This window comes from Sinorhizobium glycinis (genome assembly GCF_001651865.1).
In the GTDB taxonomy this organism is placed as follows: Bacteria; Pseudomonadota; Alphaproteobacteria; order Rhizobiales; family Rhizobiaceae; genus Sinorhizobium; species Sinorhizobium glycinis.
Window position 1 is genome coordinate 81782 of sequence record NZ_LPUX01000064.1, and the last position, 12919, is coordinate 94700.

The window sequence follows — 12919 nt, forward strand, 5'->3', positions numbered from 1 at the left end:
AGATGGCGTGCGAGGTCAAGACCACCTGTCCCTATTGCGGCGTCGGCTGCGGCGTCATCGCCCGCGTGGGTGATGACGGTGCGGTCAGCGTCAAGGGCGACCCCGAGCATCCGGCCAATTTCGGCCGGCTCTGTTCCAAGGGTTCGGCGCTAGCCGAAACTCTCGATCTCGACGGCCGTCTCCTCCATCCGGAAATCGGTGGCCGCCGCGCAGGCTGGGACGAAGCGCTTGAGCTCGTGGCCGAACGGTTTTCGCAAGCCATTGCCGAACACGGGCCGGATTCGGTTGCCTTCTATGTGTCGGGGCAATTGCTGACCGAGGACTACTACCTCGCCAACAAGCTGATGAAGGGCTTCATCGGTTCGGCCAATATCGACACCAATTCGCGCCTCTGCATGTCCTCCTCCGTCGCCGGCCACCGGCGCGCCTTCGGCTCCGATACGGTGCCGGGGACCTACGAGGACCTGGAGCTTGCCGATCTCGTCATCCTGACCGGGTCCAACCTCGCCTGGTGCCATCCGGTGCTCTATCAGCGCCTTGCCGCGGCGAAGGCCAGCCGCCCGGAGATGAAGGTCGTCGTCATCGATCCCCGGCGGACCATGACGGCCGACATCGCCGACATGCATCTGGCTATCGCTCCTGACGGCGACGTGGCGCTTTTCAACGGTCTGCTTGCGCATCTGGCATCGAGCGGCGCTGTCGACCAGGACTATGTCTCGGCCAACACCAACGGCTTCACAGAGGCCGTTCAGGCCGCCGCGGCGCTCGATCTCCCAAGCCTGTCGGACGTGACAGGGCTCACGCAAAAGCAGTTGCGCGATTTCTTCCGGCTGTTCGAGACGACGGAAAAGGTCGTGACCTGCTACAGCCAGGGGGTCAATCAATCCTCCGCCGGCACCGACAAGGTCAACGCCATCCTCAACTGCCATCTCGCGACCGGCCGTATCGGCCGGCCCGGCATGGGCCCCTTCTCGCTGACCGGCCAGCCGAATGCGATGGGCGGCCGCGAAGTCGGCGGGCTGGCAAATATGCTTGCCGCCCACCTGGACATCGAGAAGGAAATCGACCGCGATCTGGTGCGGCGCTTCTGGGGAGCTACCGCAGTCGCCTCCAAGCCGGGGCTCAAGGCGGTGGACATGTTCCGCGCCGTCGCCGACGGCCGCATAAAGGCGCTCTGGATCATGGCGACGAACCCGGTCGTCTCCATGCCCGACGCCGATGCCGTCGAAGCGGCGATCAAGGCCTGTCCCTTCGTCGTCGTCTCCGACATGCAGCGTCACACCGATACGGCCCGCCACGCCCATGTGGCTCTGCCCTCGCTCGGCTGGGGCGAAAAGGACGGCACGGTGACCAATTCCGAGCGGCGCATCTCGCGCCAGCGCGCCTTTCTTCCGGCGCCCGGAGAAGCACGCGCCGACTGGTGGCAGCTCGCCGAGGTCGCGCGGCGCATGGGCTTTGACGAGGCCTTCAGCCATGCGTCGCAGTCCGCGATCTTTGCCGAGCACGCCGCGCTTTCCGGCTTCGAAAACGACGGCCGCCGCGATTTCGATATCGGCGCCCATGCGGCGATCGAGCCGGCGGCCTATAACGATCTCGCGCCTTTCCAATGGCCGCAGCCGAAAGGCACCGCGCCTCAAGGTACGCGCTTCTTCGCGAAGGGCGAGTTCTATCATGCGGACGGGCGCGCCCGCTTCATCGCGGTTCAGGCGCCGCAGGCGCGCCGCGCCAATGAGGCCTTCCCCTATACGCTTAACACCGGCCGCGTTCGCGACCATTGGCACACCATGACCCGAACCGGCAAGAGCGCGCGGCTTTCCAGCCACCTCGCCGAGCCCTTCGTTGAGATCCATCCGCGCGATGCGCAGAATATCGGTGTCTCCGATGCCGACCTCGTGGTGATCGAGAGCCCCCACGGCTCGGCGGTCGTCCGGGCGCTCGTCACCGATCGCCAGGCCGAAGGCAATCTCTTCGTGCCGATGCACTGGAACGATCAGTTCGCCTCGAAGGCGCGAATCGACGCTCTCGTCGCGCCTCTGACCGACCCGTTCTCCGGCCAGCCGGCGTCGAAGAACGTCGCAGTCCGGGCCAAACGCTTCTCGGCCAAGACATACGGCTTCGCCGTTTCGGCAACGAAGCCCGAGGGGCTCGATGCCGCCTATTGGGCGATCGCCAAGGCCGAGGGCGGATGGCGGATGGAGCTTGCCCTGACCGATATGGACGGCGATTGGATCGACTGGTGCCGGCATGCCTTCTCCGTTCCCGCCGATATCGACCCGATCGGCTATACGGACCGGACCTCCGGCGAGTTTCGCCTCGCCTTCTTCGACGGCGACAGGCTGCTCGCCGCGCTCTTCCTGTCGCCGCGGCCGGTCGCCGTGGCGCGGAGTTGGGCGGTTTCGCAGCTTCGGGCTTCGCATGCCAATCTCAGCAAGCGCTTCGCAGTCGCCGCCGGCCGCCCCGGTGCCGACAAGCCTGACCCGGGTGCGACGGTCTGTTCCTGCTTCAGCGTCGGCGTCAACCAGATCACCGCCGCCATCCGAGAAGGCTGTCACAGCGTCGAGGCAGTCGGCGAGAAGACCAGCGCCGGCACCAATTGCGGCTCCTGCCGCTCCGAAATCAGGGGGATCATCAATGCATGCCTTGCCGCCGCTGCCGAATGATCGAGCCTCGAAACCACAGCGTGTCGCGGCGCTTGCGACGCTGCCGCTCTTCTGGACGCTGAAGGGCAAGCGCGTCGTCGTCGCCGGCGGCAGCGACGGTGCCGCCTGGAAAGCCGAACTCCTGGCGGCCTGTGGCGCAGAGGTCCATGTCTATGCACCACAGCCGGACCTCGGCGACGGCTTTCTCGACGTCTTCGCCCGCGGCGCCGCCGACAAAGGCGGTTCGTTCGTGCATCATGACGAATCCTGGCACGAGGGTATCTTCGATGATGCGGCGCTGGCGATCGCCGACTGTGACGATGACCAAGAGGCCGAAGCCTTCTTCAAGGCGGCACGTTCGGCCGGCGTGCCCGTCAACGTCATCGACAAGCCCGAGTTCTGCGAGTTCCAGTTCGGATCGATCGTCAACCGCTCGCCCGTGGTCGTGGCGATTTCCACCGACGGGGCCGCGCCGATCCTGGCGCAGGCGATCCGCCGCCGGATCGAGACCCTGCTGCCGCCGGCGATCAAGACCTGGGCGGGAATCGCGCAGGCGATCCGCGAACGGGTGAACGGGCGCCTGCAACCCGGTGCTCAGCGCCGGGCTTTTTGGGAGCGCTTTGTCGATCGGGCTTTTGCAGACACACCGGAGGAGGGTGTGGTGACGCGGCTGATGGCGGAGTTGGATCGTCTGGCGACGCCCCGCCCCACCATCGGCCGCGTCACCATCGTCGGCGCTGGCCCGGGCGATGCGGAACTGCTGACGCTGAAGGCGATCCGCGCCTTACAGGCGGCCGACGTCATCCTCTATGACGAGCGCATCTCCAACGACGTGCTGGAACTGGCGCGGCGCGAAGCCAAGCGCATCCTTGTCAGCCAGCCAGATCGAAATGCTGGTGATCAAGAGGCAAGTCCGTCGATGGCCTCTCTCGCGAGGGCCGGAAGACGCGTGGTGCGCCTCCAGGCGGGCGATCCGACAGCCGGTTCCGCGACGCAGGAGGAAGCTGTCTGGCTGACCAAGCTCGGCATTCCCGTGGAGCTCGTACCGGGTGTCGCCGATCGCCGCGACCGGCGCGCCTGGGAGAACGGCGACGCAGAGACGGTCATTGCCGCGGGCAGGGCCGAGCACGCCACCGAGCAGCGTCTGCGTGCCGCCGGCCATTGAGGCTGTTTCCGTTCCGCGGCCGGCGGCGTCCATAGGCCGCCTTCGCTTTGGTGCTCCAGTCAGTCGCCTGCCCCGGCCTCCTCATCGCTCCTCGCGCCGGGCGTCCAGGCGCTCGATGAATGCCCTCTGGGCGGCATTGATCTTTTCGCGCGCATCGCAGAGCGTGAACCATTCGGCTCGATCCACCTCCGGGAAGGATTGCATACGCCCGCTTTTCGGCGGCCACTCCATCTCGAACAGGTTGCTGCGAATGCTGGCAATGTCGAACTCGCTTTCGCCCGCAAAGCCGGCGATCAGCTTGCCGCTCTTCAGCCGAACTTCGCCAAGGGGCTCCAACGGCCCCGTCACCGCGATGCCGGTCTCCTCGAAGAATTCGCGGCGCGCCGCCGCTTCGGGCTCCTCGCCGGCGTCATATTCGCCTTTCGGGATCGACCAGGCTCCGAGGTCCCTGTTGCTCCAGAACGGACCGCCGGGATGGACGAGCAGGACGACGAGTGTACCGGCTTCGTACTTGTAAAGCAGGATGCCCGCGCTTTTCTTCGGCATGTGCAACCCCTCTGGCGATAGCACCGACGCAATCTCGACCTCGGCGGCCAGGGCAGGATATCATTGATGCGACCGCTTCGGACGAATGTCCGTAGCGTGGCAGGTTTCAACCAGGCGACATCCATGCGCGCGATGGCTCTCGAAGCAATCGGCAAGCCGCTGGTGGCGGTCGAGCGGCCTCTGCCGCAGCCGCTGGCCGGCCAGCTACGGCTCAGGGTCGAGGCCTGCGCCGTGTGCCGCACGGATCTGCACGTGGTCGACGGGGATCTGCCGCAGCCGCAGCTGCCGCTCGTTCCCGGCCACGAGATCGTCGGCATCGTCGAGGCAGTCGGCACGGAAGTGGATCCCGCAAGGATCGGCCGCCGCGCCGGCGTGCCGTGGCTCGGCCATACCTGCGGGACATGCTTCTATTGCCGCTCGAGCATGGAGAACCTCTGCGATGACCCCTTGTTCACTGGCTATACCTGCGACGGCGGCTTCGCCACGTATGTCGTCGCTGATGCGGACTATGCCTTCGATCTCGACCCTGCAGGCGACCCCGTGTCTCTCGCGCCTCTGCTTTGCGCCGGTCTTGTCGGCTGGCGCTCTCTGAAGCGGGCCGGCGACGGCCGGAGGATCGGCATTTACGGGTTCGGCGCCGCCGCGCACATCATCACGCAGGTCTGCCTATGGCAGGGCAGGCAGGTCTACGCCTTCACGCGGCCCGCAGACACGGCCGCACGGCACTTTGCCCTCGATCTCGGCGCGGCCTGGGCGGGTGCCTCGGACGAAGCGCCGCCAGCGCCACTGGATGCGGCGATCATCTTCGCCCCGGTTGGAGAACTGGTTCCGGCAGCGCTGAAGGCGGTGCGCAAGGGCGGGCGTGTCGTGTGCGGCGGCATCCATATGAGCGACCTTCCCTCCATGCCCTATGCGGTGCTCTGGGGCGAGCGCGAGCTCCTGTCCGTTGCAAACCTGACGCGTCAGGACGCCCGCGAGTTCCTGGCGATTGCCGCCGGCGCCGGCGTGCGCACCCGAACGACCGTCTATCCGCTCAACAAGGCAAATGCCGCGCTCGACGACCTTCGCGCCGGCCGGTTGAGCGGCGCTGCCGTGCTTGTGCCGTGAGGGATCGCCGCTGCGCGATCTCGTGGCCGCCGGTCTTTTCCTTGACGAACATGATTCAATCTCTTCATCAGCCAGTTCTTTTGATCTAGTCTATGGGGCGGGGCCGGCCCGGTCTTGACTAGGTCAAGCGGGGGGCGCCCGACGACGGCGGCTGCCGCACGATGGATGCGGGCGAATGATTGTGCGGACCGGCCGTCCTATCTAAGCATCGAAGGAGAACCGCCGCGCGCCGACCAGCTGCGCCGACAGACTCTCCCGTACGACGTGATCCACCCGCATTTGAGAATTTCTGTTCGGACACGAGATGCTGCAGAAAAGGAGGTTCTGCGATGCCGAAGAAGATATCCGACACTCTCGCACCCGCGACATGGCCCCGCTGGCCGGTGGGACCGGAAGGACGATCGCTGATGCTCTCGATGGCGCGTTTCCAGGCGGACATGCTGGAAACGGCCTTGCGGGGTCAGATCGAGGTGCTCACCTTCATGCAGAACCGCAGCGAGCAGCATCTGCAACTTTGGGAAGACCTGCTCAAGTCGGACTATGCGCGCGATGGCTTCGACCTTTATTGCAGCTTCTGGCGCAACGCCTTCCAGGACTATTCCGACGAGGCGGAGCGTTTCACCCGGATGGGGGCGCAGCTTGCCACCCAGACGGCGAAGCGCGTCAGCGAGGAACAGGAAGATCTGACGGAGAAGGTTGCGCGGCAGATGGTCATGTGACGCCGTGGCGGCCTTCGCCGCCACTCGTCCACTTCATTCCTGCCCCGAGGCGCGTCCGGGCTTGGCTGCGAGCAGCTCGGCGATCTCCATCGGGAAGGGGAAGATGATTGTCGAGTTCTTCTCGCCGGCGATGACGTTGAGGGTGCTCAGGTAGCGCAGTTGCATGGCTTGCGGCTGGCGGGCAAGGATTTGCGCCGCCTCGAGCAGTTTTGCCGCCGCCTGCTGCTCGCCCTCGGCATTGATGACCTTGGCGCGCCGCTCGCGCTCGGCTTCCGCCTGGCGGGCAATCGCCCGGATCATCGATTCATTGATGTCGACATGCTTGATCTCGACGGTCGCGACCTTGATGCCCCAGGCGTCGGTCTGCACGTCGAGGATCTTCTGGATATCGTCATTCAGCCTGTCGCGTTCCGCCAGCATCTCGTCGAGGTCGTGCTTGCCGAGCACCGACCTCAAGGTCGTCTGGGCGAGTTGGCTTGTCGCCGCCATGAAGTCCTCGACCTGGATCGTCGATTTCTCCGCATCGATCACCCGGAAATAGATGACCGCGCTGACGCGGACCGAAACGTTGTCGTGGGAGATGACATCCTGGCTCGGCACGTCGAGCACGCGGGTCCTAAGATCGACGCGCACCATCTGCTGCACATAGGGAAGGAGCAGGATGAGACCCGGTCCCTTGACGCCGGTGAAGCGGCCGAGGGTGAAGACGACGCCGCGCTCGTATTCCCGGAGTATCCGGATCGCATAGGCGATGACGATCAGCAGGACAAACAGCGCCGCGGCGAACGGGACGAGACTTCCAATCAAGGGCATCAATTCCTCCACTTCTAGCTTCGTTTTGCCCGGCGCTCGACTTCAAGCGTCAACCCGTCCCGGCCGACAACCATGATGTCGTCGCCCGGGCCGAGCGGCTCGCTGCTTACCGCGCTCCAGCGCTCCCCATGCGCGATGACGTAACCTGCGGCTCCCGCCCAGGTATCGACCTTGCCGAATATACCGATCATCTGCTCGGCTCCCGTGGCGACCTTGTGCCGGCGGGAAACGAATGCGAGACGGGCGACAATCAGGCTGAAGGCGAAGCTTGCGATCGCCACGCCGCCGAGAACCGGCCAGGACACCTGAAGCCCCGGCACGTCGGTATCGAACAGGATGGCGGCACCGAGCACGATGGCGACCCCGCCGCCGAGCCCAAGGACGCCGAAGGACGGTGCGTGCGCCTCGGCAACCAGCAGCGCCACGCCCAGCATGATCAGGCCGATACCGGCATAGCTTACCGGCAGCACCGCGAGCGCGTAAAGGCCGAGCAGAAGGCTGATCCCGCCGATCGTGCCAGGCACCACGGTGCCGGGCGTCAGGAACTCGAAGATCAGCCCGTAGATGCCGACGATCATCAGCAGCAGCGCGACGTTGGGGTCGGTGATCACCGAAAGCAGGCGCGTGCGCCAGTCGGGCAGCACGTCTTCGACGGAGAGCCCCATCGTATCGAGCCGGCTGTCGGCCTGGCCGATGCGAACCGTCCGGCCATGGGCCTGCTTCAGAAGGTCTTCGACGCTGACAGCGGTGAAATCGACGGCCTTCTCCCGTACCGCCGCCGCCGAAGAGAGGCTGGCGGCCTCGCGTACGGCTTTCTCGGCCCAATCGGCATTGCGATTGCGCAGTTCGGCAAGCCCGCGGATATAGGCGACTGCATCGTTGATCAGCTTCGCCTCACCGGCATTCGACGGCCGTTTGGGAGCGTCGGCCTTTCCTTTTTCGGCGGGCTCCTCCTTATTGCCTTCGTCGTCGCCGCCGAACAGCCCTCCGCCAATGGCGATCGGTGTCGCGGCACCGAGGTTGGTGCCCGGCGCCATCGCCGCCACATGGCTTGCATAAAGGATATAGGTCCCGGCGCTCGCCGCCCTCGCGCCGCTCGGCGCGACAAAGCTGGCGACGGGTATGGAGGAATCGAGGATGGCGCGGATGATGTCCCGCATCGACGTATCGAGGCCGCCGGGCGTATCCATCTGCAGGATCACCAGCGCCACGCCTCGATTGCTGGCGCGCTGCAATCCCCGGATCACATATTCCGCCGTCGCCGGACTGATCGCACCGTTGACGTGCAGGACCAGGGCGACACGCTCGGCCGCGGACGCAGGTGGAACTGGAACCGCGAAGGCTGACAGGAGGAACAGCACCAAGGCGAGGAATCGGGACATTTGCCGTCAAGCCCTCTGGTTTCGCTACCGGGCAGACCGACCCTGGAACCGCTGCAGGGCAATTTCCGCCGCTCTACCTGTCGTCGAAATCCGTGCCTCCTAATATAGGGTAGAAAGCGGAAAAGCGTAAGGGATATAGCCTTGTCGATCGTCCGCGTAAGTTGCATCGACATCGGCCACACTGGCATCCCCGGTCGCCGGGACCGCGGTGGAGAAATCGCCCGATCGCCGCCAATGTCTTCCCAATTGACTCCACCCTTCGGCGGTGGTATTTGGATTGAGTAATCGTTAACCCAGGACGACCTCGTGACTGTCTCCTTGAATGACATAGCCGAGCGCGCGGGCGTCTCCGTGAAGACGGTTTCGGGTGCGCTGCATGGCGGTTCGGCACGCATGTCGGAGCAGACCCGGCTACGCGTCAAGGAGATCGCCGAGGAACTCGGCTACGTCACCAATCTCGCCGCGCGCAGCATGCGGCAGGGCTGGATGCCGCTGATTGGCGTCGTTGCCGACGAGTTGATCACCTCGCCCTTCGCGACGGAAATCATCCGCGGGCTCGACGGCGCGGCGCGAGCCTCTGACATGGCGGTTTTTGCGATGACGCTGAACGGCAGCCGCGACGTAGGGGCGGTGATCGAGGAAGTGCGCCGCTTTCGGCCGCGGGCGATCGCCTACGCCGCCATGTACCACAAGACGGTCGCGCTGCCGCAGGAGTTTGCCGAGACAGTCGGCGTGATGATCAATTGCCGCGAAGCGAACGACCGGGTGACCTCACTGGTGCCGGATGAGTTTGGCGCCGCCCGTGACATCACAAGTTACCTGGTCGAGTCGGGACGAAAGAACATCGCCTTCATCAACCTGCCCGGCCTGCTCGCCGGCGAATTGCGCGAGGCCGGTTTCCGACAGGCGATCACTGAGGCGGGCCTCGATGGCGCCGGCGCCCGCGTGTTGCCGGCTGTTCGAAGAGCGATTTACAGCGACAGAGCACATAGCCTCGTTCTTTCCCACATTACCGAAATGATGAGTGGACCGGACCGCCCGGATGCGATCCTGTGCGGCAACGACCGTGTGGCAATGGAGGCCTATGCGGCGCTGCGGCGTGTTGGCGCGCAGATCCCCGACGACGTCGCCGTCGCCAGCTTCGACAACCAGGTCGATATCGCCTCGCGCCTCGATCCGCCCTTGACGACCATGGCCCTGCCGCATCGGGCGATGGGTCGGCTGGCCGCCGACATCCTGCTTGGCGGCGATATGATGCCGGGCGAGTTGCACAAGCTTCCGTTCCAGTTGGTGGAGCGGTCATCCGTATAAATCAGTAGCGACGTAAAACCCGTTGAGGAGGAGAAACAGAAATGGGTAATCGTTTACTTTCGTTCCTTATGGCGTCTGTAGCGCTCGGAGGTCTGGCCGAAGCGAAAACCGTCATTCACGTGATGCACCAGGGAGACCCTGGCTGGGTTTCGACCTATGGCGAAGTCGCCAAGCGCTTCGAGGCCGTCAATCCGGACGTCGACATCGAGCTGATCTACGCGCCGCACGACGCCTATAACGAGAAGTTCAGCGCCGCCGTCATGTCAAAGCAGTTGCCTGACGTCATGGAACTCGACGCGCCCTTCCTCGCCAACTATGTCTGGTCGGGCTACCTGCAGCCGATCAAGCCGCTGATCGACAAGGACATCCTCGACGACATGACCGCGTCCAACGTCGCTCAGGGCACCTATCCCGTCGACAAGGAACTCTACGCCGTCGGGCTCACGGACTCCTCGGTCGTCCTCTACGGCAACAGGAAATATCTGGAAGCGATCGGCGCCCGCATCCCGAAGGGCGTCGACGACGCCTGGACGCGGGAAGAGTTCGAAGGCTACCTCGAAAAGCTCTCGAAGCTCGAGGGCGTCAAATGGCCGATCGACACGTTCCGTGGCTACGGCATCAAGACCGAATGGATCACCTATGCCTACGGTCCCATCCTGCAATCGGCGGGCTGCGACCTCATCGATCGCAAGACCTGGAAATCCGCGGGAACGCTCGACAGCGATGCTTGTGTCGATGCGCTGACGATGATGCAGAAATGGGTGAAGAACGGCTGGGTCGTGCCGCAATCCTCCGGCACCAACCAGTTCTTCGCCGAAGGGCAGCCGGCCGCGCTCGCGCTCGGCGGCCACTGGATCTATGCGGAGGCTGCCGCCACGATGAAGGACGACATCGTCGTCATGCCGCTGCCGAAGTTCGGGCCGAAAGGCGCGAGCCCCAACGGCACCTGGATCTGGGGCATCACCACGGCGTCCGAGCATCCGGAGATCGCCGGCAAGTTCGTCAGCTTCATGCTCAAGGACAAGGCACTCCGCGACTATGCGAAGGAGGATTCCGCCTATCCCGGATTGAAGAGCTTCGCCACCGATTCGCCCCTTTACGCTAACGGCGGTCCGATGGCCGTCGCCTTCGAGCAGGCATCGAAGACGGCGATCGCGCGGCCGCCGCATCCGGCCTATCCGATCATCACCTCAGCCTTCATGGGAGCAGTCGACGAGATCTTCAATGGCGGCGACGTCAAAGCGGCGCTGACCGCCGCGGCCGAGAAGATCGACGAGGACATCGAAGAAAACGACGGCTACCCGCCCTTCGACGAGCAGCAATAGCGCCCGCATGCGGCCGTGTGGCGGCAATGCCGCGCGGCCGCAGTCGATCGACAAGCGACGCATCTTGAAATGAGGAGGAGATCATGACCCTGCAGCAACCGGCGCTGCCGGCGACGGCTGTCGCGACGCGCCCCGCCCGGCGAAGGGACAGGGCCCGCCTCTTTCAGGAGATCGGCATGCTTGCGCCAGCCGTGGCGCTGCTGACGATATTCCTGGCCGTGCCGTTCCTCCTGTCATTCTGGACCGCGATGACCAACCAGCCACTGGTGCCGCGACCGACGCCGGTCCGCTTTATCGGGCTCACCAATTTCCTGCGCATCTTCAAGGACGATCTGTTCTGGACCTCGCTCTGGAACGTTTCGCGCTTCACCTTCTGGATCCTGCCGGTGCAATGCGGCCTTGCCTTCGCTACCGCACTGCTGCTCCACCAGAAGCTGCCGCTCCGCAATTTCTTCCGCGGCCTGTTCTTCCTGCCGGCAATCACCTCGATGGTCGTCGTCTGCGTCATTTGGGGAACGTTGTTCCAATATCCGACGGGACCATTCAACCAGGTGATTGGCTTTCTTTCCGGCGGTCGCATCCAGCCGATCGACTGGCTCGGCGATCCGAACTGGGCGATGTTCTCGATCGTGCTGCTCTCGGCCTGGCAGGCCTATGGCTTTCAGATGATCGTCTATCTCGCCGGCCTGCAGGGCATTCCCGACGAGCTCTATGACGCGGCCAGGATTGATGGCGCCAATGCCTTCCAGCGCTTCTGGCACGTGACCATGCCGGGTCTCAGGCCGACGCATGTCTTCGTGCTGGTGATCACCACCATCCAGGCCTTCAAGCTCTACACCCAGGTTGCGATCCTGACTCAAGGCGGCCCGAGGAGCAGCACCGAGACCGTCGTGCACTACATGGTGCGCGCCGGCTTCGAAGAGCAGAAGCTTGGATATGCCTCGGCCGTCTCGGTCATTCTCTTCCTCATCGTGCTCGTCATCGCGCTCGTTCAGCGCCAACTCCTGAGGCGTTTCGATGTCTGATCTCGCCATCCCGACACTGCAGGCAGAGGCACAGCGCGAGCGCTCCGCGATCGGTTCGCTGCGCCTTATCCAGACCGCCTGCATCCTCGTCATCGCGTTGGTGATCGTATCGCCGCTGTTCATGCTGCTGATCGCGAGCCTGAAGGACGACCGCTTCCAGATCCTCGCCGACATGGGCAGTTTCCGCGCCTTCTGGGTCTCCAACCCGACACTCTCGAACTTCGCCGAGGTGAGCAATCTCTCCGGCGAGCTCGCCTTTGGCCGCTACCTGCTGAACTCGCTGTTCATTCTTGGCTGCACGGTCGGCGCCGGTCTGATCGTCAACTCGATGGCCGGCTTCGTGCTCGCCTGGGGCACGTTGCGCGGCCGCGCCCTGGTCCTGTCGCTGGTCATCGCCCTCTATGTGATCCCCCAGGAGAGCATCATCATGCCGCTCGTCATCATGGTTTCGCGCGCCGGGATGACCGACACTTTCGCGGTGCAGATCGTGCCATGGGTCGCCAGCCCACTTTATATCTTCCTGTTCTACCAGTTCTTCGCCCAGCTTCCGAAGGAGCTCTTCGAAGCGGCCGAGATGGACGGCGCCTCGGTATTCCGCATCTACCGTTCGATCTTCCTGCCGTTGAGCTTGCCAGCGCTCGCCACCGTGTCGATTCTAATGGGGATCGAGAGTTGGAACCAGTATCTCTGGCCGATCCTGGTGACGCAGACCGACTATGCCCGGCCGATCGCCGTCGCCATCGCCACCTTCTTCGGCCAGGACAGCATCTATTGGGACCGCGCCATGGCGGCCTCCGTCCTGATGATGATCCCGATCCTCGCCCTCTATCTCGCCTTCCAGCGCTGGTTCGTAAGTTCCTTTGTTGGCTCCGCCGTGAAAGGTTGAT

General features: G+C 64.4%; 11 protein-coding genes. 8 read left to right on the forward strand and 3 right to left on the reverse strand.

What is annotated here, in order from left to right:
* Positions 1 to 2: 2 nt before the first annotated feature.
* Both AU381_RS20340 and AU381_RS20345 read left to right on the forward strand, forming a co-directional pair.
* Positions 3 to 2660, forward strand: coding sequence for a nitrate reductase (locus tag AU381_RS20340; protein WP_064243549.1), 2658 nt, complete (start codon positions 3 to 5; stop codon positions 2658 to 2660).
* Positions 2632 to 3804, forward strand: coding sequence for a siroheme synthase family protein (locus AU381_RS20345; protein ID WP_064243550.1), 1173 nt, complete (start codon positions 2632 to 2634; stop codon positions 3802 to 3804). The genes AU381_RS20340 and AU381_RS20345 overlap by 29 nt, the downstream gene beginning before the upstream one ends.
* Before the next feature lie 81 nt (positions 3805 to 3885).
* Here AU381_RS20345 and AU381_RS20350 read toward each other — a convergent pair whose 3' ends face one another.
* Positions 3886 to 4350 (reverse strand): NUDIX hydrolase, encoded by a 465-nt coding sequence (locus AU381_RS20350; protein ID WP_064243551.1) that lies wholly within the window; start codon positions 4348 to 4350, stop codon positions 3886 to 3888.
* Between the two features lie 123 nt (positions 4351 to 4473).
* Between AU381_RS20350 and AU381_RS20355 the strand changes: the two genes are divergently transcribed.
* Together AU381_RS20355 and AU381_RS20360 are read left to right on the forward strand one after the other, a co-directional pair.
* On the forward strand, positions 4474 to 5457 hold the full coding sequence (locus AU381_RS20355; RefSeq protein WP_064243552.1) for a zinc-dependent alcohol dehydrogenase family protein: 984 nt from the start codon (positions 4474 to 4476) through the stop codon (positions 5455 to 5457).
* 329 nt (positions 5458 to 5786) lie between these two features.
* The gene (locus tag AU381_RS20360) at positions 5787 to 6176 is read left to right on the forward strand and encodes a hypothetical protein (protein WP_064243553.1); all 390 of its coding nucleotides are present in this window, start codon (positions 5787 to 5789) and stop codon (positions 6174 to 6176) included.
* A gap of 33 nt (positions 6177 to 6209) precedes the next feature.
* Here AU381_RS20360 and AU381_RS20365 read toward each other — a convergent pair whose 3' ends face one another.
* Both AU381_RS20365 and AU381_RS20370 read right to left on the reverse strand, forming a co-directional pair.
* Positions 6210 to 6989 (reverse strand): slipin family protein, encoded by a 780-nt coding sequence (locus tag AU381_RS20365; protein WP_064244157.1) that lies wholly within the window; start codon positions 6987 to 6989, stop codon positions 6210 to 6212.
* Between the two features lie 14 nt (positions 6990 to 7003).
* Positions 7004 to 8371, reverse strand: a complete 1368-nt coding sequence (locus AU381_RS20370; RefSeq protein WP_064243554.1) for an NfeD family protein — start codon at positions 8369 to 8371, stop codon at positions 7004 to 7006.
* Between the two features lie 306 nt (positions 8372 to 8677).
* Here AU381_RS20370 and AU381_RS20375 point away from each other — a divergent pair, with 306 nt between their 5' ends.
* From AU381_RS20375 to AU381_RS20390, 4 genes are all read left to right on the forward strand, one after another.
* Complete coding sequence (locus AU381_RS20375; RefSeq protein WP_064243555.1) at positions 8678 to 9682, forward strand: LacI family DNA-binding transcriptional regulator; 1005 nt, start codon at positions 8678 to 8680, stop codon at positions 9680 to 9682.
* A gap of 41 nt (positions 9683 to 9723) precedes the next feature.
* The gene (locus tag AU381_RS20380; protein WP_064243556.1) at positions 9724 to 11007 is read left to right on the forward strand and encodes an ABC transporter substrate-binding protein; all 1284 of its coding nucleotides are present in this window, start codon (positions 9724 to 9726) and stop codon (positions 11005 to 11007) included.
* Between the two features lie 83 nt (positions 11008 to 11090).
* Entirely contained in the window at positions 11091 to 12032 is a 942-nt protein-coding gene (locus AU381_RS20385; protein WP_064243557.1) for a carbohydrate ABC transporter permease, read from the forward strand.
* Positions 12025 to 12918 (forward strand): carbohydrate ABC transporter permease, encoded by an 894-nt coding sequence (locus AU381_RS20390; RefSeq protein WP_064243558.1) that lies wholly within the window; start codon positions 12025 to 12027, stop codon positions 12916 to 12918. Before AU381_RS20385 ends, AU381_RS20390 begins: the two co-directional genes overlap by 8 nt.
* The last annotated feature ends 1 nt before the right edge of the window (position 12919 follow it).

Excerpts from the sequence above, each read along its gene's own strand:
- AU381_RS20340 (WP_064243549.1), top strand. The coding sequence starts at position 3 with ATGGCGTGCGAGGTCAAGACCACCTGTCCCTATTGCGGCGTCGGCTGC.
- AU381_RS20345 (WP_064243550.1), top strand. The coding sequence starts at position 2,632 with ATGCATGCCTTGCCGCCGCTGCCGAATGATCGAGCCTCGAAACCACAG.
- AU381_RS20350 (WP_064243551.1), bottom strand. The coding sequence starts at position 4,350 with ATGCCGAAGAAAAGCGCGGGCATCCTGCTTTACAAGTACGAAGCCGGT.
- AU381_RS20355 (WP_064243552.1), top strand. The coding sequence starts at position 4,474 with ATGCGCGCGATGGCTCTCGAAGCAATCGGCAAGCCGCTGGTGGCGGTC.
- AU381_RS20360 (WP_064243553.1), top strand. The coding sequence starts at position 5,787 with ATGCCGAAGAAGATATCCGACACTCTCGCACCCGCGACATGGCCCCGC.
- AU381_RS20365 (WP_064244157.1), bottom strand. The coding sequence starts at position 6,989 with ATGCCCTTGATTGGAAGTCTCGTCCCGTTCGCCGCGGCGCTGTTTGTC.
- AU381_RS20370 (WP_064243554.1), bottom strand. The coding sequence starts at position 8,371 with ATGTCCCGATTCCTCGCCTTGGTGCTGTTCCTCCTGTCAGCCTTCGCG.
- AU381_RS20380 (WP_064243556.1), top strand. The coding sequence starts at position 9,724 with ATGGGTAATCGTTTACTTTCGTTCCTTATGGCGTCTGTAGCGCTCGGA.
- AU381_RS20385 (WP_064243557.1), top strand. The coding sequence starts at position 11,091 with ATGACCCTGCAGCAACCGGCGCTGCCGGCGACGGCTGTCGCGACGCGC.
- AU381_RS20390 (WP_064243558.1), top strand. The coding sequence starts at position 12,025 with ATGTCTGATCTCGCCATCCCGACACTGCAGGCAGAGGCACAGCGCGAG.